At 72.0% G+C, this 25752-nt stretch carries 26 protein-coding genes; 11 read left to right on the top strand and 15 right to left on the bottom strand.

What is annotated here, in order from left to right:
• Positions 1–1170: an acetoin utilization protein AcuC gene (locus ACERZO_RS31065; RefSeq protein ID WP_372668538.1), complete on the bottom strand. Its 1170-nt coding sequence runs from the start codon at positions 1168–1170 to the stop codon at positions 1–3.
• Positions 1171–1840: 670 nt separating this feature from the next.
• A complete protein-coding gene (locus ACERZO_RS31070) occupies positions 1841–2686 on the bottom strand; it encodes a sulfurtransferase (protein ID WP_372668540.1) in 846 nt (281 codons plus the stop codon).
• A gap of 215 nt (positions 2687–2901) precedes the next feature.
• Here ACERZO_RS31070 and ACERZO_RS31075 point away from each other — a divergent pair, with 215 nt between their 5' ends.
• From ACERZO_RS31075 to galE, 3 genes are all read left to right on the top strand, one after another.
• Positions 2902–3618 carry a metal-dependent transcriptional regulator gene (locus ACERZO_RS31075; protein ID WP_329049808.1) on the top strand — a complete coding sequence of 239 codons (717 nt, stop codon included), beginning with the start codon at positions 2902–2904 and terminating at the stop codon, positions 3616–3618.
• On the top strand, positions 3615–4799 hold the full coding sequence (gene galK / locus ACERZO_RS31080) for a galactokinase (RefSeq protein ID WP_372668542.1): 1185 nt from the start codon (positions 3615–3617) through the stop codon (positions 4797–4799). Before ACERZO_RS31075 ends, galK begins: the two co-directional genes overlap by 4 nt.
• A gap of 78 nt (positions 4800–4877) precedes the next feature.
• Positions 4878–5858, top strand: coding sequence for a UDP-glucose 4-epimerase GalE (galE, locus tag ACERZO_RS31085; RefSeq protein WP_372668544.1), 981 nt, complete (start codon positions 4878–4880; stop codon positions 5856–5858).
• Positions 5859–5960: 102 nt separating this feature from the next.
• Here galE and ACERZO_RS31090 read toward each other — a convergent pair whose 3' ends face one another.
• Positions 5961–7121, bottom strand: a complete 1161-nt coding sequence (locus ACERZO_RS31090; RefSeq protein ID WP_372668546.1) for a DUF4192 domain-containing protein — start codon at positions 7119–7121, stop codon at positions 5961–5963.
• Positions 7122–7280: 159 nt separating this feature from the next.
• Complete coding sequence (locus ACERZO_RS31095; RefSeq protein WP_372668549.1) at positions 7281–8135, bottom strand: M23 family metallopeptidase; 855 nt, start codon at positions 8133–8135, stop codon at positions 7281–7283.
• A 96-nt stretch (positions 8136–8231) separates the two neighbouring features.
• On the opposite strand from ACERZO_RS31095, the gene ACERZO_RS31100 reads away from it, so the two are divergent.
• Together ACERZO_RS31100 and ACERZO_RS31105 are read left to right on the top strand one after the other, a co-directional pair.
• The gene (locus ACERZO_RS31100) at positions 8232–9347 is read left to right on the top strand and encodes a sensor histidine kinase (protein ID WP_372668550.1); all 1116 of its coding nucleotides are present in this window, start codon (positions 8232–8234) and stop codon (positions 9345–9347) included.
• On the top strand, positions 9344–9985 hold the full coding sequence (locus ACERZO_RS31105) for a response regulator (RefSeq protein ID WP_372668552.1): 642 nt from the start codon (positions 9344–9346) through the stop codon (positions 9983–9985). The genes ACERZO_RS31100 and ACERZO_RS31105 overlap by 4 nt, the downstream gene beginning before the upstream one ends.
• A gap of 1 nt (position 9986) precedes the next feature.
• Here the strand turns inward: ACERZO_RS31105 and ACERZO_RS31110 are convergent, their stop codons facing one another.
• From ACERZO_RS31110 to ACERZO_RS31120, 3 genes are all read right to left on the bottom strand, one after another.
• Positions 9987–11384, bottom strand: coding sequence for an FAD-binding oxidoreductase (locus ACERZO_RS31110; protein WP_372668554.1), 1398 nt, complete (start codon positions 11382–11384; stop codon positions 9987–9989).
• A gap of 73 nt (positions 11385–11457) precedes the next feature.
• Positions 11458–12105, bottom strand: coding sequence for a YdcF family protein (locus ACERZO_RS31115; protein WP_372668556.1), 648 nt, complete (start codon positions 12103–12105; stop codon positions 11458–11460).
• Positions 12105–13901 carry a Xaa-Pro dipeptidyl-peptidase gene (locus ACERZO_RS31120; protein ID WP_372668558.1) on the bottom strand — a complete coding sequence of 599 codons (1797 nt, stop codon included), beginning with the start codon at positions 13899–13901 and terminating at the stop codon, positions 12105–12107. The genes ACERZO_RS31115 and ACERZO_RS31120 overlap by 1 nt, the downstream gene beginning before the upstream one ends.
• A gap of 83 nt (positions 13902–13984) precedes the next feature.
• On the opposite strand from ACERZO_RS31120, the gene ACERZO_RS31125 reads away from it, so the two are divergent.
• Positions 13985–15535 (top strand): DUF4139 domain-containing protein, encoded by a 1551-nt coding sequence (locus ACERZO_RS31125; RefSeq protein WP_372668561.1) that lies wholly within the window; start codon positions 13985–13987, stop codon positions 15533–15535.
• Between the two features lie 13 nt (positions 15536–15548).
• On the opposite strand, the gene ACERZO_RS31130 is transcribed toward ACERZO_RS31125, so the two are convergent.
• From ACERZO_RS31130 to pdxR, 4 genes are all read right to left on the bottom strand, one after another.
• The gene (locus tag ACERZO_RS31130) at positions 15549–16463 is read right to left on the bottom strand and encodes a hypothetical protein (protein WP_372668562.1); all 915 of its coding nucleotides are present in this window, start codon (positions 16461–16463) and stop codon (positions 15549–15551) included.
• 131 nt (positions 16464–16594) lie between these two features.
• Entirely contained in the window at positions 16595–17026 is a 432-nt protein-coding gene (locus ACERZO_RS31135; RefSeq protein ID WP_372668564.1) for a CBS domain-containing protein, read from the bottom strand.
• Positions 17027–17128: 102 nt separating this feature from the next.
• Complete coding sequence (locus ACERZO_RS31140; RefSeq protein ID WP_372668567.1) at positions 17129–17575, bottom strand: hypothetical protein; 447 nt, start codon at positions 17573–17575, stop codon at positions 17129–17131.
• Complete coding sequence (gene pdxR, locus ACERZO_RS31145; RefSeq protein WP_372668569.1) at positions 17572–18978, bottom strand: MocR-like pyridoxine biosynthesis transcription factor PdxR; 1407 nt, start codon at positions 18976–18978, stop codon at positions 17572–17574. Before pdxR ends, ACERZO_RS31140 begins: the two co-directional genes overlap by 4 nt.
• A 77-nt stretch (positions 18979–19055) precedes the next feature.
• Between pdxR and ACERZO_RS31150 the strand changes: the two genes are divergently transcribed.
• Positions 19056–19628, top strand: a complete 573-nt coding sequence (locus ACERZO_RS31150; protein WP_372668571.1) for a TIGR03086 family metal-binding protein — start codon at positions 19056–19058, stop codon at positions 19626–19628.
• Here the strand turns inward: ACERZO_RS31150 and ACERZO_RS31155 are convergent.
• Complete coding sequence (locus ACERZO_RS31155) at positions 19621–20601, bottom strand: neutral zinc metallopeptidase (protein ID WP_372668995.1); 981 nt, start codon at positions 20599–20601, stop codon at positions 19621–19623. The genes ACERZO_RS31150 and ACERZO_RS31155 overlap by 8 nt on opposite strands.
• Positions 20602–20728: 127 nt before the next feature.
• On the opposite strand from ACERZO_RS31155, the gene ACERZO_RS31160 reads away from it, so the two are divergent.
• On the top strand, positions 20729–22741 hold the full coding sequence (locus ACERZO_RS31160; RefSeq protein ID WP_372668572.1) for a prolyl oligopeptidase family serine peptidase: 2013 nt from the start codon (positions 20729–20731) through the stop codon (positions 22739–22741).
• Here ACERZO_RS31160 and ACERZO_RS31165 read toward each other — a convergent pair.
• Both ACERZO_RS31165 and ACERZO_RS31170 read right to left on the bottom strand, forming a co-directional pair.
• A complete protein-coding gene (locus ACERZO_RS31165; protein ID WP_372668574.1) occupies positions 22731–23045 on the bottom strand; it encodes a DMT family transporter in 315 nt (104 codons plus the stop codon). The two genes, ACERZO_RS31160 and ACERZO_RS31165, sit on opposite strands and share 11 nt — an antisense overlap.
• Positions 23045–23656 carry an FMN-dependent NADH-azoreductase gene (locus tag ACERZO_RS31170; RefSeq protein ID WP_372668576.1) on the bottom strand — a complete coding sequence of 204 codons (612 nt, stop codon included), beginning with the start codon at positions 23654–23656 and terminating at the stop codon, positions 23045–23047. The genes ACERZO_RS31165 and ACERZO_RS31170 overlap by 1 nt, the downstream gene beginning before the upstream one ends.
• A gap of 77 nt (positions 23657–23733) precedes the next feature.
• On the opposite strand from ACERZO_RS31170, the gene ACERZO_RS31175 reads away from it, so the two are divergent.
• The gene (locus ACERZO_RS31175) at positions 23734–24273 is read left to right on the top strand and encodes a TetR/AcrR family transcriptional regulator (RefSeq protein WP_372668578.1); all 540 of its coding nucleotides are present in this window, start codon (positions 23734–23736) and stop codon (positions 24271–24273) included.
• Here the strand turns inward: ACERZO_RS31175 and ACERZO_RS31180 are convergent.
• Entirely contained in the window at positions 24270–25004 is a 735-nt protein-coding gene (locus ACERZO_RS31180) for a ferritin-like domain-containing protein (protein WP_372668579.1), read from the bottom strand. The two genes, ACERZO_RS31175 and ACERZO_RS31180, sit on opposite strands and share 4 nt — an antisense overlap.
• 101 nt (positions 25005–25105) lie before the next feature.
• Between ACERZO_RS31180 and ACERZO_RS31185 the strand changes: the two genes are divergently transcribed.
• Both ACERZO_RS31185 and ACERZO_RS31190 read left to right on the top strand, forming a co-directional pair.
• Positions 25106–25264 (top strand): ribbon-helix-helix domain-containing protein, encoded by a 159-nt coding sequence (locus tag ACERZO_RS31185; RefSeq protein WP_372668581.1) that lies wholly within the window; start codon positions 25106–25108, stop codon positions 25262–25264.
• Positions 25261–25575 carry a VOC family protein gene (locus ACERZO_RS31190; RefSeq protein ID WP_372668583.1) on the top strand — a complete coding sequence of 105 codons (315 nt, stop codon included), beginning with the start codon at positions 25261–25263 and terminating at the stop codon, positions 25573–25575. Before ACERZO_RS31185 ends, ACERZO_RS31190 begins: the two co-directional genes overlap by 4 nt.
• Positions 25576–25752: the final 177 nt, after the last annotated feature.

Here is a 25752-nt window from a genome sequence, read left to right on the forward strand (position 1 = left end):
TCAGTCCCTGGGGTCGTCCGGGTCGAGGCCGTGCAGGGGGAAGACGGCGCGGCGCGTGTCCCGGACGGCGACGTCCACCGGGTCGTCTTCGCCGTCGCCCCACGGCTTGAAAGCGGTCTCACGGTCGTCGGTCATCGCTTGCGGCAGTTCGGCGTTCGGGGCGGCTTTGGAGACGGTGGAGACCCAGCCCGGCGGCAGCGGCGTCGCGGGGGCGACGTCCCGGTCGAGGACGGTGGCGATCAGGTGCGTCCACGACCGCGGGACGACCCGGATCAGCTGGTACCCGCCCCCGCCGACGGCGATCCACTTGCCGCCGGCGTAGGTCTCGGCGAGGTCGCGGAGGGTGGCGTAGATGGTGCGGTGGCCGTCGACGGAGAGGGAGAGGTCGGCCAGGGGGTCTTCCTCGTGCGAGTCGACACCGCACTGGGTGAACAGCAGCTGCGGCTCGAAGTCGGCGAGCAGTGACGGGACGACGGCGTTGAAGGCCCGCAGCCAGCCGGGATCTTTGGTGCGCGGGGGCAGCGGGACGTTGACGGAGGTGCCGTCCGCTTTGCCGCGGCCGGTCTCGCCGGAGTAGCCGGTGCCGGGCCAGAGCGTGAAGGGGTGCTGGTGCATCGAGACGGTGAGGACGCGGGGGTCGTCGTAGAAGGCGGCCTGGACGCCGTCGCCGTGGTGGACGTCGGTGTCGATGTAGGCGATGCGCTCGAAGCCGTGGTCGAGCAGCCAGCTTATGGCGACGGCACAGTCGTTGTAGACGCAGAACCCGGACGCCTGGTCGCGCATGGCGTGGTGCAGTCCCCCGGCGATGTTGACGGCCCGGGTGGCCTCGCCTTCGGCGATCTTGCGGGCGGCGAGCAGGGTGGAACCGACGACGAGGGCGGAGGCGTCGTGCATGTCGGTGAAGACGGGGTTGTCGGAGGTCCCGAGCCCATGCCCGACATCCCACCCGACGAGCGGCGCCTCCCGCACGGCGGCGATGTATTCGGGGGCGTGGACCCGGAGGAGCTCCTCGTCGCCGGCCCCGGTGGGGATGAGGAGGGGGACGTCGTCGAGCACGCCGAGCTCGGTGGCCAGCCGGACGGTGAGCTCCAGCCGAACGGGGTTGAAGGGGTGATCCCCACCCAGGTCATAACCGAGAAGGGCGGAGTCCCAAACGACGGCCGGCGACATGCGGTCGACTCTAGTGCCGATCGGGGGAACGCGTGGCCCGGAAGTGACGGGCGCGGGGTAGCCCACCGGGCGCGGCGGCTCGGCGCGCGGGGGCGGCCACCCCTGCGCAGGCTCGCGATGGCTCGGGCGGGCGGGTTGGCGGCGCCGCCCGCCCGCCGGCGCGGCGAAGCACACCGCCGCGAAGACTCGGCCAGCTGCCCCGCGACCCCGCCCGCCCGCCGGCGCGGCGCCCTCGGCGACGGGGCTCGCCGGCGCGGCGGCTGCTCGCTGGGCTGCCATCCGCCGGTCCGCGATGGTGCGGCCAGGCAGCTCGCCGACTCACTCCCTTCGCGGAGTGCCGCCTCGCCGCCCGCGGTGGCGGGGCGAACGCCCACCGCCGCGAAGGCTCAGCCAGCTGCCCCGCTGAGGCGGCCCCGCCGCTCGCGATGGCCAGCCAGCTCGCTGCGGGCGCCAACGCACTCCGCCCGCCGGCGTGCAGGCCCGCCGCCCGCAGCGGCGCGGCGAGCCCCACCGCAGCGAAGGCTCAGTCCGGTGCTCGCCACCCTTGGCGCAGGTCCGGCTGCCCGCCGCTTCCCCACAGTTCGGCAGGCTTGTCTCCCGAGCCTCGGCTGCGCACCCTGCAGCTCCGCAGTGGCTCTGCCGGGCGAGTTATCCCGCCGCCCGCTGCTGCTCAGCCGGGCAGGTCGCCCGTCGCGGCCGGGCGCTGCGGGTTGCGGGACCAGTGCGACCACGAGCCCGCGTACAGCCCCGCACCCGGGTGGCCGGCCAGCTCCAGGGCCAGCACCACCGAACTCGCCGTCACTCCCGAGCCGCAGTACGCGCCGACCGGCTCGCCCGGGCGCAAGCCCAGGTCCGCGAACCGGGCCGCCAGCTGCTCGGGCGCGTGCCAGTGGCCGTCTTCGGTCGTGTGGGCTGCGAACGGGGCGTTCACCGCGCCCGGGATGTGGCCGGCCCGCGGGTCGATCGGCTCCGTCTCGCCCGTGTAGCGCGGCTTCGCGCGGGCGTCCAGGAGCAGGCCGTCGCGGGCCAGGGCCGCTGCCTCGTCCGCGTCGAGCACCGGCATGCCGCCCGGCTGGACCGTGATGTCGCCCGGCTCGGGCATCGCCGGCTCCGTGCTCACCGGGTGGCCGTCGGCGGTCCACGCAGCGTAACCGCCGTCGAGCACCGCCACCTCGTCGTGGCCGGCCCAGCGCAGCAGCCACCACGCCCGCGCCGCCACCGAGCCGTCGGCGTCGTCGTAGACCACCACCGGCGCGCCCGTGCGGACGCCCGCCGCGCGCAGGTCGCGCTGCAGATCCGCCGGGTCGGGCAGCGGGTGCCGGCCGCCCTCGCCCGGCTCGGCCGCGAGCACGCGGTCGAGGTCGGTGAAGACCGCGCCGGGCACGTGGCCTTCGCGGTAGGAATCGGCGCCGGGCGGGCCGGCGAGCCGCCAGCGGACGTCGAGGACGACGGGCCGGTCCCCGGCCGGGCCGGCCAGCGCGGCGGCGAGGTCGGTGGTGCTGATCAGCGGACGCATACCTCCCATCTTCCAGCGGCCGCGCGCCCGGCCGCGCCGGGGTGCGGACATATCCGCCACCTGCGAGTTGTTACCGATCCGGCCGAAAGCACGCGGAGACGGACGGCAGCGGATCTGCTCGCGGTACCGGTTTCCGCCGTGGCTGCCGGTCTGATCGGTAACCATCGGCGCAGTATCCCGAACGCCCGCCGCCGCTGTCGGGGTCAACGACTACGATGAGCAACGCGGACGAAGGGGACAGCGTGAACGATCTCATCGACACCACCGAGATGTACTTGCGTACGATCTACGAGCTCGAAGAAGAAGGTGTCGTTCCGCTGCGCGCCCGCATCGCCGAGCGCCTGCAGCAGAGCGGCCCGACCGTGAGCCAGACCGTCGCCCGGATGGAGCGCGACGGCCTCGTCGTGGTCGCCGACGACCGGCACCTCCAGCTGACCGACCACGGCCGCGAGCTGGCCATCGCCGTCATGCGCAAGCACCGCCTGGCCGAGCGCCTCCTCGTCGACGTCATCGGGCTCGAGTGGGAGCACGTGCACAACGAGGCGTGCCGGTGGGAGCACGTGATGAGCGAGGCCGTCGAACGCAAGCTGGTCAAGCTGCTCGACCACCCGACCACCTCCCCGTACGGCAACCCGATCCCCGGTCTGGACAAGCTGGGCGACGGCGACCCGGCCCCGCCCGCGGAGGCCGACCTCGTCCGGCTCGACGAGTTCGCCCGCACCGGCGGCGGCCGCGTCGAGATCCGGCGCATCGCCGAGCACGTCCAGCTGGACGAGTCGCTGATGACCGAGCTCAAGTCCGTCGGCATCGTGCCGGGCGGCACGGTCACCATCGGCAGGGCCAACGGCGGCACCGTCGAGGTCACCGGCGGCGAGACCACCGCCCAGGTCGCCAGCTCAGCGCTGCACGCAGTCCTGGCGCAGGCCAGGTGAGCCCCGCTTCGGAGGCCGTGGCGGCGTTCCGCACGGTCCACGGAGTCGCGCCCGCCGGCGTGTGGTCCGCGCCCGGGCGTGTCAACCTGATCGGCGAGCACACCGACTACAACGACGGCTTCGTGCTGCCGTTCGCGCTGCCGCACCGCCTGGCCGCGGCGGCGTCACCCCGCGAGGACGGCGTGCTGTCCGTGGCCACCCTGGGCGACGACGGCCAGCTCCAGCGCTCCGGCGAGCTCAAGATCGCCGACCTGGCGCCGGGCACCGTCGACGGGTGGGCCGCGTACCCGGCGGGGGTCGCCTGGGTGCTGCGCGACCAGGGCTTCAGCGCCGGCGCCGACCTGGTGATCGCCGGGGACGTGCCGTCGGGGGCGGGCCTGTCCTCCTCCCACGCGCTCGAGTGCGCGGTCTCGCTGGCGTTGCTGGGCCTGGCCGGGCTGGAGCTCAACGTGCCCGGCGACCGCGTCCCGACGCGGCCGCAGGTGGCGCGGTGGGTCCAGCGCTCGGAGAACGACTTCGTCGGCGCGCCCACCGGCCTGCTCGACCAGACGGCGTCGCTCTGCTGCACCGAGTCCCACGTCCTGTTCCTCGACGTGCGCTCCGGCGAGCAGGAGCAGGTGCCCTTCGGCCTGGCCGACGCCGGGCTGCAGGTGCTGATCATGGACACCCGCACGAAGCACTCGCACGCCGAAGGCGGGTACGGCGAGCGCCGCCGCGGCACCGAGCGCGCCGCCGAGCTGCTCGAGGTGAAGGCGCTGCGCGACATCACCCTCGAGGGGCTCTCGGCGGCTCTCGACCGGCTGCCCGAGGACCTCGTGCCGCTCGTCCGGCACGTCGTCACCGAGAACCAGCGGGTGCTCGACACGGTGGAGCTGCTGCGCGCCGGCCGGCTGGCCGACATCGGCCCGTACCTGGACGCTTCGCACGTCAGCATGCGCGATGACTACCGGATCTCCACGGCCGAGCTGGACCTCGCGGTCGACTCGGCGCGGGAGGCCGGCGCGCTCGGTTCGCGGATGACCGGCGGCGGCTTCGGCGGCTCCGCAATCGCGCTGGTCCGCGACGCGGACCTCGACGGGGTCAAGGCGGCCGTCGAAGCGGCGTACGAAAAGGCCGGCTACCGGCGGCCGCGGATGTTCACCGCGGTGCCGTCGCGGGGCGCCGGTCGCGACGAGGTCTGAGGCCCCGCGCGGACGCGCACGCCGCCGAGGGGGAAGACTGGCCGTCACAGTCATCACCCTCGGCAGGAAGGCCTGGATGTGTCGGAGCAGAGCAACGCCCTGAAGCTGGTCGTGACGGGCGGAGCCGGGTACGTCGGCAGTGTCTGCGCGGCCCGGCTGATCGAGGCCGGGCACCAGGTCACGGTCGTCGACGACCTGTCCACCGGGCACGCCGACGCCGTCCACCCGGACGCGCGGTTCGTCGAGGGCGACGCCGCCGAGGTGGCGGGCAGCCTGCTTCGCGAAGGCTTCGACGGCGTGCTGCACTTCGCGGCCAAGTCGCTGGTCGGCGAGTCGATGACGGAGCCGGCGAAGTACTGGGAAGGCAACGTCGTCACGTCGTTGCGGCTGCTCGAGGCCATGCGGGAGCACGGCACGCCTCGCCTGGTGTTCTCCTCGACCGCGGCGACCTACGGCGAGCCGGAGCAGTCGCCGATCCCGGAGTCCGCGCCGGCCCGGCCGACCAACACCTACGGCGCGACGAAGCTCGCGATCGACCACGCGATCACCAGCTTCGCCGGCGCGCACGGACTGGCCGCGGTGAGCCTGCGGTACTTCAACGTCGCGGGTGCGTACGGCGCGTTCGGGGAGCGCCACACCACGGAAACCCATCTCATCCCTCTCGTTCTCCAGGTCGCCACGGGCGACCGCGAAAAGATCCAGATCTTCGGCGACGACTACCCGACGCCGGACCACACGGCGGTCCGCGACTACATCCACGTGGTGGACCTCGCGGACGCGCACCTGCTGGCGCTGAAGAGCGCGACGGCGGGTTCGCACCGGATCTACAACTTGGGCAACGGCACGGGGTTCTCCGTTCTGCAGGTGATCGAGGCTTGCCGTGAGGTGACGGGCCACCCGATCCCGGCGGCGGTGGCGCCGCGGCGGGCGGGCGACCCGTCGGTGCTCGTGGCGGCCAGCGACCGGGCCCGCGAGGACCTGGGCTGGAAGCCGGAGCGGACCGAGCTGGCGGGGATCGTGCGGGACGCTTGGGAGTTCACCCAGGCCCGGCGTAGCTGAGGCGGAACCGGGTCGCGGGGGTCGGGCTGACCGTCGCCGAACGTCGACGGTCAGCCCGTGAACGCGAGCGCCGCGAGTCGATCGCCCAGGGCGCCTGGCCGCTCACCCCGGCTCGACGGTGTGCGGACAGGGTGGCGCGACCTCGGCGGCCGGCTCGCCTCCCACCAGTTCCGGAAGTCCACAAACGACAGTCATCGGGAATTCGGCACCACCGTCGTCGAACTCCGGGGGCTCCAACCCGAACCCGGACACCCCTGCCGCGTCCGCCGCCAAGGCCAAGCCCAGCAACTGCTCGGGTGGCATGCCCCGCCGCAGCACTGTTCTCAACAACCCGGCCAACACGTGGTCCGGGTCAGCGTCCAGCGCGTTCTCCAGGGCCATGCCTGCGAAAGCCCCGTCGCCGCGCATGAAGGCCGTGTAGCCCAACAGCGTTGCCGCTTCGGCTCGCTCTGGTGCCGGGAGTTCCTGGACCAGCGTCAACCACAGCCGCTCGGCCTCGCGCGCCTGCCGGCTGTGGGGTGGGACCGCCATGCCCAAGCACGCGTCGCGGATCTCCGGGAGCGTCAACGCGCTCGCCAGCAGGACCGCTTGGTCGTCCGTCGGTGGGCCCGCGCCACGGCGTTGGCGCTCGAACGCTGCCCGGATCACCGACGCCGCCTCGGAAACGCACGTCGGCTCGGGCCAGGGCAACGACGACATCCCGGACAACGACGCACTCCGGCGAGCCACTGCTTCCGGGGCACGGGGAGCCAGCAGCGCCTCCAGCTCTTCACGGCTGTCGAACGCGACCCAGCCGGCTTCTGCCGCCGACGCGGCCGCCACCGTCGCCCGGGGGTCCGGGAGCTCGCCGCTGCAGTCCGGGTCCGTGTAACAGCCCCAGGGCGCTCCCTCGGTGATGTCCGCGGCCCACAACGCGTGCAGCACCGGGATGCTCAGCTCGTCCAGCGCGTCGACCAGTTCGGCAGCGAAGCCCGCGTGCGGTGGCGGGCTGCCGGGTCTTCGGCCGCCGCCGATCAGCGCCAGCGTCACCGCCGTCGGCGGCGACAGGACGTACCTCGCCGCCAGCGCGCGGGCTTGCTGTGCTTGGTCTTCCGGGTGCGGGAGGTCGCCGCGCACGACCAGGCCCACGCGGTCGGTGCGGTGGCCGAGCAGGACGACGGAGTTCGCGGGCCGGAACCCGATCAGGTACGGGAGCGCGGCCAGCAGCAGCGCGGGCTTTCGGAGTTCCACCGGCGGGCGGCCGGTCGGGGTGGAAGTGGTCATGCCTCCAGCGTGGGGCAGGACGGGGCCGGATGGGGCGGGGGCGGCGAATCTGTGGATGGCCGGGGCCGATGTGGACGGAACCGGGCGGGCGGCGTCCGGGTGGCGGGTTTTTGTCGGTGGGGCGGGCTAAAGTGCCCGGCCCCACCGACCGGTCCGGCCTCAGCCGCAGTGCTCGAACCCGCTCTCGTAGGTGTTGCTGCCCACCGAGCCGCCCCACTTCACGCAGGTGGCGGCGGCGGTCTTCTTCACCGGCCCGGCGTAGTAGGTGAAGCTGCCGGAATCGGTCACCCGCGCGGAACCTTCGACCTCCAGGAACGCCGAGACCGGGCTGGCCGTGCCGAGCGACGTCGCCTTTAGCGTCGTCACGCAGTTCGCCTGGGTCGAGGAGTTGTACAGCAGGTACGCCGTGCCCGAAGAGTTCGCCAGCGCCTGCTGGTCGACGACCGAGAAGCCGTCGCCGCAGACCTCTTCGGCGGAGTACGGGTTGCCGCCGCAGTTGTTCTTGCTCGTGAAGTTCGTGTGGCCGTAGTACGGCACGGCGACGCCGTTCAGCTTCGCCTTCTGCACCACGCCGTCCAGCCGCTCTTCGAAGTGCAGGTGCGGGCCGGTGACGCCGCCGGTCGCGCCCGCCTTGCCGATCTCCTTGCCGAGCGCCACGGACTGCCCGACCGAGACCTCCTGGGCCGACAGGTGCGCGTACCGGGTGCGCCAGCCGCCGCCGTGGTCCAGTTCGATCCACTTGCCGTAGCTCGTGCTGCCTTCGTCGGCGACCCGGGTCACCGTGCCGGACGCCGAGGCGAGCACGGGCATGCCGGTGATGCCGTCCTTCTGGAAGTCGACCGAGTACGCCGGGCTGTGGCCGCTGAACGTCGCCGCGGTCACGGTGACCCCGCACTTGAACGGCACCTGGAAGTTGGGCGCGGCCGACGCGGGCGTCTGGCCGGCGAGGGTGAGGCCGAGCGCGGGCAGCGCCGCGGCGGCGGCGAACACGGCGAGCCGTCGCAACCTGGACATGGGGCTTACCTCCTGACAAAAGGGACAGCTTGACCCCACGAAGGGAAGCCCCCGTCGGTACATTTTCCGTACAAGCACCCGCGGAGGACACCCGGAATGACACCCCCACGACCCCGGTTCCCCACGGCGCAGGGCTGGCTGCGCTGGGGGCTGATCGCGGTGCCGATGGTCACCGCGATGCCCCGCGCGCACGCGCTCGCCTGGGTGCTGATCGGCATCACCCTCGTCCTGTCGATCCCGATGCCGTGGATCGCCGACCTCGGCGCCCGGAGGACGTCGGCGGTCCTGTCGCTCGCCGTGATCGCGACCGCGGGCGCGCTGTGGGTGGTCCTGCCGGGCAGCTGGGCGTCGGTGGCGATGTTCAGTACGACGTTCTTCGTGGTGCTGCGGCAGTCCCCGGTGCCGGTCGTGCTGGCGGTCGTGCTGGACGCCGCGCTGATCACCGCGGCCTGGGTGGCCCACCATGACCAGTGGGAAAGCGCCCTGTCGACGTATGCGGTCCTCGCCGTGATCGTGCTGATGGGGTTGAACCGGCGGACGCGCAACGCCCGGGTCGAGCAGACCGAGCTGGCGCTGGCCCGCGCGCAGACCGCCAACGAAGAGCACGCCCGCGCGGCCGCCCTCGCCGAACGCGCCCGCATCGCCCGCGAGCTGCACGACGTGCTCGCGCACTCGCTGGCCGGGCTGTCGCTGAACCTCCAGGGCGCCCGGCTGATGCTGGTGCGCGACGGGGCGAGCCCGGACGCCGTCGCGCAGATCGAACGGGCGCAGAAGCTGGCGTCGGACGGCCTCGCCGAGGCCCGCCAGGCCGTGGCCGCGCTGCGCGAGGACGCCGTGCCCGTCGAACGCGCGATCGCCGACCTGCTGGCCGCCTACCGGCTGGACAGTGGGGCGCGCGCGGACCTCAAGGTCGAAGGCGAACCCCGCGAACTGGACGCGGCGGTCGGCACCGCGCTGGTCCGCGCGGTGCAGGAAGCGCTGGCCAACACGCGCAAGCACGCGGCGCAGGCCGACGTCGACGTCACGCTGGGGTACGCCGACGGAAAAGTGGACCTGACCGTGGCCGACCGGCAGGGCAGGCGCCCGCCCGCCGCGCCGGCCGCAGGCTACGGTTTGCGCGGGATGGACGAGCGGGTCGCCCTGCTCGACGGGCGCCTGGACAGCGGGCCGGGGGAGGACGGATGGCGGATTCACCTGACGGTGCCGGCGTGAGCTTGCGCGTCGTGCTGGCCGACGACCAGGCGGTGGTCCGGGAGGGCCTGGTCACGCTGCTCGGGCTGCTCCCCGGCGTCGAGGTGGTCGGTGCCGCCGCCGACGGCCTGACCGCGCTCGACCTCGTCGCCGAGCACCACCCCGACGTCGTCCTGGTCGACCTGCGGATGCCGCACTGCGACGGCGTCGAGACCACCGAACGGATCCGCGCCGAGCACCCCGGCACCGAGGTCGTCGTCCTGACCACCTACGCCGACGACGAGTCCCTGCTGGCCGCGTTGCGCGCCGGCGCCCGGGGCTTCCTCACCAAGGACGCCGACGCCGAAGCGATCGCGCGGGCCCTGCGCTCGGCGGCCGCCGGGCAGTCCACAGTGGACGGCGAACTGCAGCGGCGGCTCGTCGAAGCCGCCACCCGCAGCACGCCCCGGCGGGTCAAGGAGGTCGAAGGCCTGACCGCCCGCGAGATCGAGGTGCTGCGGCTGATCGCGGCGGGCCTGTCGAACACGGAGATCGCGCGCACGCTCGTGGTGAGCGAAGCGACCGTGAAGACCCACGTGAACCACCTGTTCACCAAGGCCGGGCTGCGGGACCGGGCGCAGGCGGTCGCCTTCGCCTACCGGGCGGGCATCGCGGAGTGACTCACCCCGCGGGCGGGATGTTCGCGTTGTGGTGGAACACGTTCCGCGGGTCGTACTGCGCCTTGATCCGCGCGAGCCGCTCGTACTTCGCGGGCCCGTACGACGTCCGGACGCGGTCCGCTTCGTACTCCGCCATGAAGTTGACGTAGCCGCCCGAGTTGTCCGCGAGCGGCGCCAACGCCGCCCAGAACTCCCGCACCCAGGCCCGGTCGGCCGCGAACAACTCCGGCTCGGGGGCGATCGCGGAGATGCCGATGACGAGGCCGGGGCGTCGCGCGCCGCCGAACGCCGTCGCCTCGTCGCCGACCGCGTGGTATGCGCCGCGCATCGGGAAGATCGGCATGATCGACATCGGCGAGGTCTTCCGCGGCAGGAAGTCGGCGATGACGTCGATGACCTCGTCGGTGAACCCGTCGGCGTAGACGGCCTTCTCGTAGCCGAGGATGCCCCACGGCGCGGAGTCGTCGATCATCCGCTGCAGCTCGACGTACGGGATCGGCGAGACGAACTCGAACAGCGGCGCCGGCCCCGACCGCGCCGGCCGGATCGCCTCGGCGTGCTGCTCTTCTCCCGCGAAGCCGGCGATGATCAGGGCGTAGCCGGGACGGAAGTGGTGCGCCTCGGGGACGAACGGCGCCGGCGGCGCGTTGAGCCCGGCGACCAGCGTGCCCAGCTCCGCCGGCAGGGTCTCGAGCACCTCGCGGATGTGGCGCAGCGCGGCCGCGCCGTCTTCGGCCGCCCAGAAGAACATTCCCAGGTGCACCAGCGGGCCGACGGGGTGCAGCCGGAACTCGAACTCGGTGACGACGCCGAAGTTGCCGCCGCCCCCGCGCAGGGCCCAGAACAGGTCGGGGTGCTCGTCGGCGGACGCGCGCAGGACCTCGCCGTCGGCGGTGACGACCTCGGCCGAAAGCAGGTTGTCGCAGGACAGCCCGTGCTTGCCGGTGAGCCAGCCGAAGCCGCCGCCGAGGGTCAGGCCGCCGACGCCGGTGTGGCTGATCGTGCCGCCCGGCACCGCGAGCCCGTGCTCCTGCGCGGCGGCGTCGACCTGCGCCCACGTCGCGCCGCCGCCGACGCGCGCGGTCCGGCTCTCCGGGTCGACGCTGATCGCCTGGAGCGAGCTGAGGTCGATGCAGACGCCGCCGTCCACGACCGCGGTGCCGCCGAAGTTGTGGCCGCCGCCGCGCACCGAGACATCGAGCGCCGCTGCACGCGCGTACGCGAGCGCCGCGGCGACGTCCCCGGGCCCGGCGGGCTGCACGACGACAGCAGGACGGCGGTCGATCTCGCCGTTCCAGACCGATCGGGCGACGTCGTAGCCGGCGTCGCCGAGGGTGAGGAGCGATCCGGTCAGCTGGGCACGCAAGCTCGCCAACGTGGGTTCGGCGGTCGAGGTCATGGCGGTTCCTCTCGCAGCGGACAGAGCCCCCATAAGTCGCCTGACCTGCGAAGATCGTTACAGTGCGTGATCTTCAGCGGCGCGGGAGCAGACGCTGCGTGAACCCCGCCGCGGCCAGCCGGCCGAATGCCCGCTCGACACCGGCCGGGACGGGCTGCGGGATCGCGAAGCCGCGCGCCGCGTACTCGGTGATCCGCTGCGTCTCGCCGACGAGCATGCTGACCACGCGCTCGACGTCCTCTTCGCCGGTGACGTGGTCCTCGAACGAGGCCGCCTTCGACGCGCACACGACGTCGACGCCGGGCCAGAGCCGCTTCGCCGTCGCGTAGGCCCGGCGCTGCTGGTACGGCCGCGTCACCAGCGTCACGGACCGGACCCCCCGCTCGGCCAGCAGCCGCCGGGTGAACGCGATGTTGTCGCCGGTGTTGCGGGCGGCCGGCTCGACGAGGATCACCTCGTCGGGCACTCCCAGCTCCAGCGCGATTTCGCGGTAGTGGACCGCTTCGCCGCGCGGGAAGCGCTCCACCGTCGTCGGCGCGTTGGCCCCGGTGAAGACGACCAGCGGGAAGCGCCCGGCGTGGAACAGCTCCGCGGTGTGGACGGCGACGCCGGGATCGCGGCTGCCCAGCCCGATCCCGACGTCGGAACGCCGGGGTTCGTGCCGCAGGTCGTGGTACTCCCACAACGTGCGGACATCGGCGTCCAGGTGTGCCGGCAGCATCAGCCGAACGCGGCTCGCAGGGCCGGCTTGCCGCCCGTCACCGGCAGCGTCACCGACGTCCTCGTCAGGTCCAGCGCCAGCCCCGCGCCCGGCTTGGGCCGCAGCGTGTAGTCGTGGTCGCTGGAGGCCAGCAGGAACTCCAGCCGGTGCCCGGCCGCGAGGATGTAGTCCTTCGGCATCAGCTCGACGCCGATCCGGTACGTCTGACCGGGCGTGATCGGCTCGGTGCGGGCCGGCGACGTCCGGTTCTGCGGGTCGGTCCAGCCGCGGCTGATGATGTGGGACGTGCCGTCGGGGGCGCGGTCGAGCAGGATCGCCGAGACGTTCGCCGCGGGCCGGTCGAACGCCAGCGCCAGGTCGGCGCGCGCGGTGCCGGAGAGGCGTACGGACTGCTTCGCCGCCGAAGTCGCGTACAGCAGCCGGTTGCCGGAAGACGCGAGGCCGGCGAGCTGCTCGATAGTCTTCGACGAGTCGTCCGCGAGGGTTTCGACGGCCGCCGTGCCCGGCACCGGGTTGCGGGTGTCGATGGCACCCTTCGCCTTGCCACCCGGCCACGGGTAGACGCGGACGTCGGCGGTGCCCGGCGCCGGCCAGTCGGCCTCGTCGGTCCACGACAGGTCTTCGCGCTGGATCGTCGCCTTCGGCTCGTTCTGGATGCCGTTGCCGACGCCGTAGAGGTAGTGCGACATCCACTTGTTCAGCGTCGTGAGCCAGACGTCCCGCCGCAGCGAGTACGGGTCGGCGTGGCCGGACTGGTGCAGCCAGATCTTGTGCTCGACGCCACGGGCCTTCAGCGCTTCGTACCACTCGGCGACCTGGTCGGTCTTGACGTTCCAGTCGTTGAGGCCGTGCACCGCGAGCACCGACGCGTGCACCTTGGCGACGTCGTTGCGGTAGTTGCGGACGTCCCAGAACGGCGTGTAGTCGCCGGTCACACGGTCCTGGTCGCGCGCCAGGCCGTCGATCACCGGGCGGCAGACCTGGCGGTCGGCCCGGGTGTAGACGTACTCGGCGAGCACGTCGGCGTCCTCGCCCTGGAACCCGCCGGCCGCGACGACGGCGCCGTCGTTGCGGTAGTACTGGTACCAGCTGGAGATCGCGGCGATGGGCACGATCGTCTCGAGGCCCTCGACGCCGGTGCTCGCGACGGCGTTCGGCAGCGTCCCGTTGTAGGAGACGCCCATCATGCCGGTCTTGCCGGTGCTCCAATCGGCCTTCGCGGCGGCGCCGTTGGCGTCCTTCGCGGCCGCGCGGCCGTTGAGCCAGTCGACGACCGAGCGCGCGCCGATCGTCTCGTTGACGTCGCCGGTGGTCGGGCAGCCGGTCGAGAGGCCGCTGCCGAGCGACTCGCCGTACACGACGGCGAACCCGCGGGCGGTGAAGTAGTCCTGGTAGCGCCAGGTGATGGGGGTGGCCGGCCCGACGCCGTGCGCGGCGACGCGGGGGCCTTCCGGGCCGCGGGCGTACCCGGGCGCGTAGAGCTCGACGTCGACGTCGTGGTTCGCGATGTCGTTGCCGCCGGCGTAGTACGGGCTGGCCTGGTAGACGACGGGGACCTTCAGCCCCTGCTGCGTCGCGCGCGGGCGGACGACCTGGGCGTGCACGAGGTCGTCGGCGCCGTCGTGGTCGCTGTCGACCGGCGCGGTGACCCAGACGTCTTCGCGGACGACGTCGGCCGGGTCGAACACCGGCTGGGCCTGGCCGCCGGTGAAGACCGGGGCGGGCGGCGCGGCTTCGGCGGTGACCGCCGTGAGCGGCAGCGCGAGGACGGCGGCGAGCACGACTGCGGCTTTCATCAAACCCCCAAGCCGGGCGAAGCGGACGACTGTCGAGACTTCCGTTCCGGCCGCGGGGGTGTCAAGAGACTAACGTCGGGGGCATGCCGACCGTGGAAGCGCCGATCGCCGCCGTGACCGTCTACCCGCAGCAGGCCCGGATCACCCGCCGGGGCAAGGCTCCGCTCGACGGCGGGCCGCGCCTGACGTTCGCCGGGCTCCCCCTGTCGCTCGACCCGGGCTCGGTGCGCGTCACCGGCACGGGTCCCGCACTGATCACGGGAGTCGACGTCCGCACCGAGCGGCACGCGTCCCCGGCCGACGCGGCGTTGCGGGAGTTGGTGGAGCAGCGGCGCGCCGACCAGGCGACGCTCGACGGCGTCGTGGACGACGAAGCGGCCGAAGCGATGAAGGTGGATCTGCTGACTTCGCTCGCGAAGCGCAGCGGCGGCAGCTTCGCGAAGGCACTGGCTGCGGGGACGACCGAGCCGTCGCGGGTTGCCGAAGTGACCGATGCGTTGAGTTCGCGTCTGGCGTCGGCGCTGAAGGCGCGGCGGGTTCTTTCGGACCGGATCACGCGGCTGCGCGAGGACCTCGCCGCTTTGGACCGGCGGATCGAATCCCACAGTGCCCGGTCCGAAGAGGACAGTACGTCGGTGGTGGTGGAGCTGGAGATTTCGGATCCTGCCGGATCTGCCGATCTGGAACTGTCCTATGTGGTCCCCGGGGCCAGCTGGGAGCCAGGGTACGACGTCCGGGTCCGGGGGACCGATGTGACGGTTCTTTCTTATGGTCTGGTCAGCCAGTACACGGGTGAGGACTGGCCGGAGTGCGAACTCGCTTTGTCGACCGCGCGGCCGGCGGTTTCGGTGGTGGTGCCGGAGTTGTCGCCGTGGTTCTTGGACCGGGTCCGCCCGATCCCGGCCGCGCCGGCGGCGGCTTATGGCGGGTCGGGTGGCGGAATTCCGGAGGGGGCGCGGTTCGCCGCTTTGGCCGCTGCTCCGATGGCGCCCAAGTTGGCTTCGGTGGAGCAGGGAACGACGGCGGTGACGTACCGGCCTTCGCGTCCGGTGGCGGTGCCGTCGGGGGCGTCCGGACATCGGACGACGTTGGCTGAGCTTTCGCTGACGGCTGTTTTGGGTTACGTGACCGCACCGGTGCTGGCCGAGGAGGCTTACTTGCGGGCGACGGTCGTCAACACGTCTTCGTTCGCTTTGCGGCCGGGGCGCGCTTCGGTTTTTCACGACGCCGAGTTCGTCGGGACTACTTCTTTGGAGGCTTGGGCTCCCGGGGAGGAACTGGAGCTGGCGTTGGGGGTGGACGACCGGATCCGCGTCGAACGGGAGCTGATCCGGCGGACGGCTTCGAAGGCGACTTTGTCGGGGCAGAAGCGGCGTGAGGCGGAGTACAAGATTTCGGTGGGGAACCACGGGCCGCGTTCCGCTGTCGTCACCGTGCTTGATCAAGCGCCGGTTTCTCGGGACGACGGGGTCACGGTGAAGGACGTTCGGACGTCTCCAGAGCCGGTGGAGACGTCCGAACTGGGCGAGTTCACGTGGAAGCTGACGCTGGCGGCGGGCGAAACGGGCGAGGTCAAGCTGTCGTACCGGGTGGATGTGGCGAAGGGTGTGGAGCTGTCGGGCTGGCGCGAGTGACCGGCGTACGAGATCAGTTCTTGTAGTTCTCCCAGTACCGGATCACGGCCTGGACAGCTGTAGCGGCGCCGGCCACGGCCAAGCCTGTCGGTGTGGAGAAACTGCTCAGTTTGGCGACCACGAAACCGGCCACCGGCAAAGCGATGACCGACAGCAATTCCGGCACCGAAAGGGAGTGCAGCCGCCACGCCCACGTCTTGAGCGGAGCGGAGCGCGCCGCGCAAGCGGCCGGAACCGCGCGGACGGCGCGCTCCAGCCGGACGTACGGGTCGGCTTCCATGACCGCGAGGGAAAGAACCGCCAGGAACTTGCGGAGCTCTCTCCGTTCGGCTGCCGATTCCGGCCTCGGGACAGTGGTCATGGCGTCGAGGAAAACGTTCTTCACCTTGTCGGTCGTGACCAGGTCGCCTGCTTGGTGACCACGACCGCTCAGCCGCAACAGTTCGCCGGGAACGGTCGCCGCGGCCCGCCGCAGGAGGGCTCTGAGCTCCCGGATCCGGATCTGTTCGAGACGGGCCGGGTTGCCGTACCGACAACGAAAGGACGCACCGGTGCCGATTACGTCCAGGTCACCCAGCTCGTCCAACAGCCTCGCGATCTGGCGCTGGATCCGGTTGCCCGCGAACCGCGCACCCCAGGCCCCCACGAACAAGTAGACGAGGGGAATCAGACTGGGTCCCATCGCGAGTGGCACGACCCCGAGCCACTCGTCGCGTGGCACCGGCTGGACCAAGTCGTACCCGAGACGCCCCAGCACCAGGCTCGCTACGACCAGGTAAAAGGGCCCGTACGCGAAGCGGTGGGCGCTCCAGCGTGCCCGGCGCGCTTCCGTGGCGGAACACAGCCCTTCCTGGACGAACACCGCGAAGTCCCCCAGGTTTCTTTCGCGAAAAAGGCTGTTTCTCAAACGTTCCAGCACCGCCGCCACACCGATTCCCCTCTCGCCGAAACCTGCCGTCGGACCCTAGTCGGTGCCTACGACAGTCCGGGAGAACCGGAACAACGCCGAGGGCCGGCTACCCCTTGTCGGGTGAGCCGGCCCTCGCGCGCCAACGCCGCTCAGCCTTGGGAGATGTACGCCTCCAGCTGCTCCTGGCTCTTCTCCAGCTGCTCCATCCGGTTCTTCACGACGTCCCCGATGGAAACGATCCCGGCCAACCGCCCATCGGCCAGTACCGGCACGTGCCGGATCCGGCGCTCCGTCATCAGCACCGACAGCTGGTCCACCGAGTCATCCGGCGTACAGCTTGCCACCAGCTTCGTCATGATCGATGACACCGGCCCGTCCAACAGGCCCGGCCCGTGCTCGTTCAACCGCCGGACCACGTCGCGTTCCGACACGATGCCCGCTATCGATCCGTCCGGGGCGACCACCACCATCGCACCCACGTTGTTCTCGGCCAGGCCGGCCAGCAACGCGGTCACCGTGGTCTCCGGGGTGACCGTTGCGACCGCCGACCCCTTCTTGCGCAGCAGATCCGCAATCCGCATGGCGATCCTTCCCGTCGGTGAGCTGGATCACCACAGGGTAAGGGTGCCGGGACCCCGGCGAAAGTCCGGCAAACGGGGCGTTCTCGTGGTATTCAAACCGATTCAGCCGAGACGCTCGGCCAGGCCGTCCAGGGCCGCGCGGATCCCCGCCGCGTAGTCGTCGTCGCACAGGGCGTCGAGGCGGGCTCGGGCCAGTTCCAGCTGCTCACGGGCCGCCGCGAGGTCACCGAGCTTGCGGTAGTCCTCGCCCAGGTTGAGGTGCAGCGACGGGTAGAACCCGCGCACGGCCAGCGACGCGTGATATTCCTGGGCGCGCGAGTCGGTCAGCGAGTCCGCCGCCGCCAGTGCGCGCAGGTCCCACTCCAGCTCCTCCGCCGGGTCGTCGCAGACGTCGGCCATGTGGTGCGCCAGCGCGACGCGGTGCAGCGGGTCGCCGTCCGGGCCGATCGACGCCCACAACGCCGTGAACGTCGCGTACGCCCCCGCGCGGTCGCCGCCGATGTGCTGCCGCAGACCGGCGTCGATCGCCACCATAACGTCGTCGGTCACGCCGCTCCCCCGTCCGCCAGCTCGCGCAGCCGGGCCAGTCCCGGCCCGATCCGCTCGGTCGCGACCGCACCGTAACCGAACACCAGCCCGTGCCGCCGCTCGCCCACGGCGAAGTCCCCCAGCGAGTACAGGCGGACGCCGGCGCGGCGGGCGCGACGCACCAAAGGCGACAGATCCGACGGGGAAACCGCGCTCACGTGCAGCCCGGCCGAGGACGGCAACGGCGTCAAGAAGCCGAAGCCCGGAAGAAGCGACGACAGCAGCTCGTGCCGCTCGCGGTAGACCTTCCGCATCCGCCGGACGTGCCGCGCGAAGCCGCCCTCGGCCATGAACGCCGCCAGCGCCGCCTGCTCGACGTTCGGCGCGTGCCAGTCCGTGAGGTACCGCGCCTTCACCAAAGCCGGCACGAGCGCCGGCGGCGCGACCAGGAACCCGAGCCGCAGCGCCGGCGAAAGCACCTTCGAGAACGACCCGACGTACACGACGCGGCCACGGGAATCCAAGCTGTGCAACGGTTCCAGCGGCCGTCCGGTGTGGCGGAACTCCGTGTCGTAGTCGTCCTCGACGAGCACGGCGTCGTGCCGCTCGGCCCAGTCCAGCAGCTCGAGCCGCCGCTCGAGCGACATCGACAGCCCCAGCGGGTACTGGTGCGACGGCGTCACGTACACCAGCCGTGCCTCCGCCGGGATCGCGCCGACGACGATCCCCTGGGCGTCCACCGGCACCGGCGCCACCCGCACGCCCCGCGCGGCGAGCACCAGCCGCGGCGGCGGGTAGCCCGGGTCCTCGACGGCGGCCACGTCACCCGGACGCAGCAGCACGCGTCCGACCAGGTCCGTCGTCTGCTGGGCGCCGGCGGTGACGACGACCTGCGCCGCGCTCGCCCGGACGTCCCGCGACACCCCGATGTGCCGCCCGATCTCGGCACGCAAGGAAGCAAGGCCCTGCGGATCGCCGTAGGTCATCAGGTCGGCCTGGCCCGCGCGCAGCCGCTGCGTGACCAGCCGGCGCCACGTGTCGAACGGGAACCGCGAGAGGTCCGGGACGCCGGGCCGGAAGTCGAACTCCGGCGCCGGTGCGAACGGCGCGGGCGGCGGCGGCACCGCGTCCCACTCCGGCAGCGGGCGGACGCCCGACACCGACGACGGCGCGGGGCGCGTCAGGAACGAAGCCGTGACGAACGTGCCCGCGCCGACGCGCCCGGCGAGGAACCCCTCGGCGGTGAGCCGGTCGTAGGCCGCGCTGACCGTCGTCCGGGAGACCGCCAGGCGTTGCGCCAGCTCCCGCGTCGGCGGCAGCGCCGCGCCGGGCCGGATCCGGCCGTCCAGGATCGCCGCGCGCAGCTGCCGGTAGATCGCGTCGCGGTGCCCGCGCGTGCCGGTCAGGTCGATGTGGACGTCCATCGCTCCAGATTGGCACACCGGAAGAAGCGCGGATTTGGCACTTCTCGTGGTCCGCTCCCCCACCTAGCGTGCGAAGCATGGATCTCCGCGAACTCGACCGCCGCACGCTGCTCGTCCTCGACAAGATCGTCGCCGCCGCCAAGCCGGAAGACCTCCGGCGCCCGACCCCGTGCGCCGGCTGGACCCTGGCCGACCTCCTCCGCCACCAGGTCAGCGAGAACCACGCCTTCGCGACCGCGGCCCGCGAAGGCTCGGCCCCGGACTGGGACGCCGGCGACCTCGGCGACGACCACCGGGCCGCCTACCAGGCGTCCGTCGAAGACTTCCTCGCCGCTTTCGCCGACGACGGCGTGCTGGACCGGCAGCTCACGATCAACCACTTCGGCACGTTCCCCGGCACGATCGCCGCGCACATGCACCTCGTCGACACCGTCGCGCACGGCTGGGACCTGGCCCGCACGCTCGGCCTGCCCTACGAGCCCGACGCCGAAGCCGTGCACGTCGCCCTGAAGCTGGCCGAGCGGATCCCGGACGAGGGCCGCGAGAAGAACGGCTCCTTCGCCCACAGCGTCGAGACCGGACCCGACGCGAGCGAGCTCGACCGGTTCCTCGCCCTGCTCGGCCGCGACCCGGCGTGGACCGTCAGCTGATGTCGGCGGGCGCGGCGCTCCACGTGTCGCACGCCTTGGTGTTCTTGCCGTCGTAGCCGGCCTTCGCCCACGACAGCTGGTGCGCCCGCGAGCCGTGCGTGTCACTGTCGTTCGCGCGGCCGTAGTCGGCGACGGCGGCGTTCGCCAGCGACCGGCTGACCGACCCCGAGCCGGCGACCGCGGCCAGGAACAGCGCGCCGAAGCAGTTCGCCTGCAGCTCGATCCGGCGGACGACCTCCTTGTCGGCCGCGCTGTCCTCGTCCGGCGAGGTCATCTTGTCCGCCGCCGCGGACAGGATGCCGCTTTCGCGCTGCACGTGGTGGCCGTATTCGTGGGCGATCGTCGCGATGTGGCGGGCCTTGTTGAGCCCGGCGTCCGACAGCATCCAGTCGGTCGGGGCGTAGATCGTGGTGTCGCCGCCGCAGTAGTACGCGACGGCTTCGTTCTCCGTCGGCGCCGCGCCGCACGCGCTGTGCTCGGGCAGCGTCACCGAGACCGTGGCGGTCAGCGTCGGCTCGTTCGCCTTCTGCAGCGCCGGGCGCCACGACTGCTCCAGGCAGTCGACGAGCGCGCCGTAGTACGCCTTGAGCTGCGCGGGCGCCCGGCCGAGGTCGGGCAACGCGCACGTCGCGGGGCCGGGGGTGATGCCGGCCGACAGCAGCGGGTTGCGCGCCAGTTCCGGCACCGGCTTCGCGGGCTTGCCGTCCGAACCGCCGCTGTACGCGCGGCCGGTGTCGACGCCTTGGGCGACGTACGCGTGCCCGTCGACGCGGTGCGGGATGGTGGCCGCGATCAGCGAGATCGCCAGCACGACGATGAGGACCCCGGCGACGGCGCCCCAGAGCCGGCTGCGCGGCGGGGCGATCGGGACGGGCGGCGCGGCGGCCCAGTTCGGCGCCCAGGGGTTCGGCTCCGGGGTCCACGCGGGTTCCGGCGACCGGTCCCCGGCCGGCGGCGCGGGAAAACCGGACATTCCGTCGTCGTTCACGTTCTCCCCCTGCTCAATGGCACCAGCATACGGACCCCCGGAGAGGGAAGGATCACGAAACGGGAACACGTCCCGGTGGCCACCAGGACCGTTGACGGACGAAACTGTCGGCATGAGTGTCGAGGACCCTTACCTGTGGCTGGAAGACGTGACCGGCGACGACGCGCTCGGCTGGGTGCGCGCCCGCAACGACGAGACGCTCGCCGAGCTGACCCGCGGCGCGCGCTTCGCCGAGCTCCGTGACGAGCTGCGCGAGGTGCTCGACGCCGACGACCGGATCCCGTACGTCCGCCGCCGCGGCGAGTTCCTCTACAACTTCTGGCAGGACGCGAGCCACCCCCGCGGCCTGTGGCGGCGGACGACGCTGGAGTCCTACCGGCGGCCCGAGCCCGAGTGGGAGCTGCTGATCGACGTCGACGCGCTGGCCGAGGCCGAGGGCGAGAACTGGGTCTGGCAGGGCGCGACCGTGCTGCGGCCGGACTACCGGCGCGGCCTGGTCGAGCTCTCGCGCGGCGGCGCGGACGCCACGGTCGTGCGCGAGTTCGACCTCGACGCGCACGAGTTCGTCGAGGGCGGCTTCACCGTGCCGGAGGCGAAGACTCGGATCGGCTGGATCGACGAAGACCGCGTCTACATCGGCACGGACTTCGGCGAGGACACGCTGACCAGCTCCGGCTACCCGCGGCTGGCGAAGGAGTGGCGCCGCGGCACGCCGCTCGACGAAGCCGTCACGGTCTACGAAGGCAAGCCCGACGACGTCTCGATCGGCGCGTCCCACGACCCGACCGAAGGCTTCGAACGCGACTTCGTCAGCCGCGCGATCGACTTCTACCGGTCAGAGCTGTACCTGCGGACGCCCGAAGCGCTGGTCAAGATCGACGTCCCCGACGACGCGAGCGCGTCCGTCCACCGCGAGTGGCTGCTGGTGCGGCCGCGGACGGCGTGGACGGTCGGCGGCACCGAGCACCCGGCGGGGTCGCTGATCGGCATCCGGTTCGACGACTTCCTGGCCGGCGACCGCGCCTTCGCGACGCTCTTCACGCCCGACGACCACACCTCGCTCGACTACTGGGCCTGGACGCGCAACCACCTGCTGCTCGGCACGCTGCGCGATGTCCGCACCGAGCTGCGCACGTTGACGCCGGGCCCGGACGGCTGGACCGAGGAACCGCTTTCCGGCGGGCCGGAGTTCGGCAGCGCGGACATCTTCGACACCGACCCCGACGTCAGCGACGAGTACCTGCTCAACTCGAGCGGCTTCCTCCAGCCGTCGACGCTGAGCTACGGCCACGTCGGCGAAGAGGTCGAAGTCCTGAAGCAGGCTCCGGCGTTCTTCGACGCTTCGGGGATGAGCGTCGCGCAGTACTTCGCGACGTCGGAGGACGGCACGAAGGTCCCGTACTTCGTCGTCCGGCCGTCCGGCGCCGAAGGCGGCCCGACGCTGCTGACCGGTTATGGCGGCTTCGAGGTCTCGCTGACGCCGTCCTACAGCGGGATGATCGGCCGCGGCTGGCTGGCGCGCGGCGGCACGTACGTCGTCGCGAACATCCGCGGCGGCGGCGAGTACGGGCCGGGCTGGCACACGCAGGCGATCAAGGCCGAGCGCCACCGCGTGTACGAGGACTTCGCGTCCGTGGCCGCGGACCTGGTCGAACGCGGCATCACGACGCCGGCGCAGCTGGGGATCCAGGGCGGCAGCAACGGCGGCCTGCTGATGGGCGTCATGCTGACGCGCTACCCGGACCGGTTCGGCGCGATCGTCAGCCAGGTGCCGCTGCTGGACATGCGCCGCTACCACCTGCTGCTGGCCGGGGCGTCGTGGATGGCCGAGTACGGCGACCCGGACGAGGCCGCGGAATGGGAGTACATCGCGAAGTACTCGCCGTACCAGAACGTCCACAGTGGACGTGCGTATCCGCCGTCGCTGTTCGTGACGTCCACGCGCGACGACCGCGTGCACCCCGCTCACGCCCGCAAGATGGTGGCGCGCATGCGTGAGCAGGGGCACGACGTCCGCTACCACGAGAACATCGAAGGCGGCCACGGCGCCGCGGCCGACAACGAGCAGCTGGCGTTCAAGTGGGCGCTGGTGTTCGAGTTCCTGTGGGAGCAGCTCACGAAGTGAGGCGGGCCAGCACGACGCCGCCGACGATCAGGGCCAGCGCGGCCACCCGGCCGACGCTGAGCGGGTCCTTGGTCACGACGACGCCGAGCACGATCGCGCCGACGGCACCGATCCCGGTGAACACCGCGTAGGCGGTGCCCACCGGGACGGTGTCCATCGCGCGCGAGAGCAGGTAGACGGCGGCGGCGCCGAGCACGAAGCACAGGAGCGTCGGCCACGGGCGCGTGAAGTTCTCCGTCGGCTTGATGCTCTGCGACCAGGCGATCTCGACGAGCCCGGCGCAGACGAGCGTCACCCAGCCCATCAGAGCGCCTTCAGAGCCGCTTCACGCGACGCGATCCGCTCGCCGTCGCGTGCGGCCAGGTGCGGGTCGACGAGCGCGTTGGTCAGCTCGGCGTGCACGAACCGGACGTCGTCGACGTCGTAGTGCCCGGCGATGAAGTCGCGCAGGTAGCGCTCGTGGTGGTCGAACGGCGCGCGCGGCGTCCCCGGCGCGTACGTCCCGCCGCGGGCGCCGGCGATGACGAACGCCTTGCCCCGCAGGGACATCCGCGGGAACGTCACCTGGTCGATCCACGTCTTGAGCGCCGCCGGGATCGAGAAGTTGTACATCGGCGCGCCGATCAGGACGACGTCGGCTTCGAGCAGCTCGGCCAGCAGCGGCTCGACGATCGCCCAGGCCTGCTTTTGCGACGGCGTTCCGACGACGTCGGCGTAGTGCGAGGGGTCGGTGATCCCGGCGGTCAGCAGGGCGTCGCAGATCTCGGTCCACGCTTCGCCGATCACCGGGACGGGGTCCGCGGCGAGGTCGCGGTAGGTCCGGGTGCCCGCCCAGCCGGCGGCGTAGCGCGCGGACAGCTCGCGCGAGAACGACGTGCGGCGGGCGCTGGAGTCGAGGTGCAGCAGGTGGGTCACGGTTCCTCCTCAAGTGGACGCGGTGTCCGCTTGACGCCAACTGGACGCCGCGTCCGCTTATTCCCTAGGCTGCCGCCATGCCCGAACGCGCCGACGCGGCCCGCAACCGCGCGAAGATCCTCGAGGCGGCGGAGGAGCTGTTCACCGCCCGCGGCGCGGCGGACGTGACGATGGAGGACATCGCCCGCGCGGCCGGCGTCGGCCGCGGCACGCTCTACCGCCGTTACCCCGACCGCGCGTCGATCGCCGTCGCGCTCCTGGACGAGCACGAGCGCCGGCTGCAGGAGTCCTTGCTGCGCGGCGACCCACCGCTGGGCCCGGGCGCGCCGCCGGCCGAGCGGCTGTCGGCGTTCTACGCGGCGATGGTCGAACTGCTGGAGCGGCACGCGCCCCTGGTGCTGGGCACCGAGGTCGGCCACTCCCGCTTCACGACGGGCGCGTACGGCTTTTGGCGAACGCACGTGAAGGTGCTGGCCGCGGACGCACCGGACCCCGACGTCCTGGCGGACGTCCTGCTGGCCCCGCTCGCGCCGGAGCTGTACCTGCACCAGCGCGCGCGAGGGGTGACGCCGGAGCGGATCACGGCGTCGCTTTCGGAATTGGCCCGTCTCCTTTAGACGAGCCCACGTGGCCGCGCGCGCTTCGGGATGTACCGCGACTTCGGTTTCGGCTCATCGCCACGGATTTGCGCGAGGGCGGCTTCGAAGGCGGTGAGCACATCGGCGACGAAGACGAGCCGTCCGACGCCGAGCCGGTGCAGCGCCGGCCCGTGGTCGGCGGCGACCGTCACCGCGACGCCGAGCAGCAGCACCCGCCAGGCCCCGAACACCGCGGCGCGCACGGGTTTCGGGAGACCCGCGAACCCGATCCGCAGGCGGTCGCAGTGGAAGGGCACGTGCCGCTCCTCGTCGGCGAGGATCCGGGCCGCGACCTGCGTGACGAGCGGGTCGCCGCCGCCGTCGCGCAGGGCGCGGTAGTACCGCAGCGCGACGACCTCGGCGATGAGCAGCACCATCAGCTCCAGCCGCAGGCCGAGCGCTCGTCGCAGGCGGACGAACACGGTGTCGGACCAGTGCCGTTCGATCGTCGGCACCCCGGCGGCGCCCAGGAGTCCGGCGAGCATGCGCGCGTGGTTCTGCTCCTCGGCGACGAAGAGCTTGACGGCGGCGAGGTAGTCGCCGCCGCCGGCTTTCGCGATGAGGTTGGCGCCGTCCCCGGCCTCGCCGACCTGGAACCGCTGCACGCTTTTGGCGACGTCGGGGTGCAGCCGGGCCCCACGCGCCCAGGGAGGGTCGTCCCGGCGGTGACGGCGTTCGGCTTCCGCTTCGAATTCCCGCAACCAGTTCATCGGGTCCGATGATGCCGGGCCGGCGTGGGCTTTCCGAGCGGGTCCGGTGGAGATCTCGTGAAGGTTGACGCGCTAGCTGTCTAGAATGCTAGCATGCTGTCATGGCGGACAAGGACGTCAAGCAGTTCAACGTGTACCTCCCCGTGGACCTGATCCGGGAGGTCAAGCACCACGCCGTCGACCACGGGCAGTCCCTCTCGGCACTCGTGACCGACGCCCTGCGCCAGTACCTGGCCAAGAACGAAGGAGACCAGCGATGACCATCGAAGCCGTGTACCTCGAGACCCACAACTGGGGCAAGGCAGCCAAGTTCTTCCAGGCCCTCGGGTTCGAGCTCGACTTCGCCACCGACCACAACTCGGGGCTGCTGCGCAACGGCGACGGGCCCTACATCTTCGTCGCAGAGGTGCCCGAGAGCCAGCCCACCGGGATGAAGATCGTCCTCAAGGGAAAGGAAGTCACACCTGACGTCGACGTCGTCTCCCCCTTCGAGGACACCCACTTCGGGACGCGCGAGATGACCGTCCGCGACCCCGACGGGCGGGAGTGGATCCTGCAGGCCGGGAGCTGACGCGCGAACCGTCGATTTCCGGGTTAAACAGTTGACTACCTGAGCGTGTGATTCGACGCCATTCACGCCGACATCATTTGACGCCCGGCCTACGCTGTTCCGGTGCCTTTCCGCCGTTGTCCTCCGGCGGGCGGGTTCGCCGCACCGATCGGGTATCCGTGCAGGTCAGAAGGCCGG

It is taken from the genome of Amycolatopsis kentuckyensis (assembly GCF_041679295.1).
Taxonomy (GTDB): domain Bacteria; phylum Actinomycetota; class Actinomycetes; order Mycobacteriales; family Pseudonocardiaceae; genus Amycolatopsis; species Amycolatopsis kentuckyensis_A.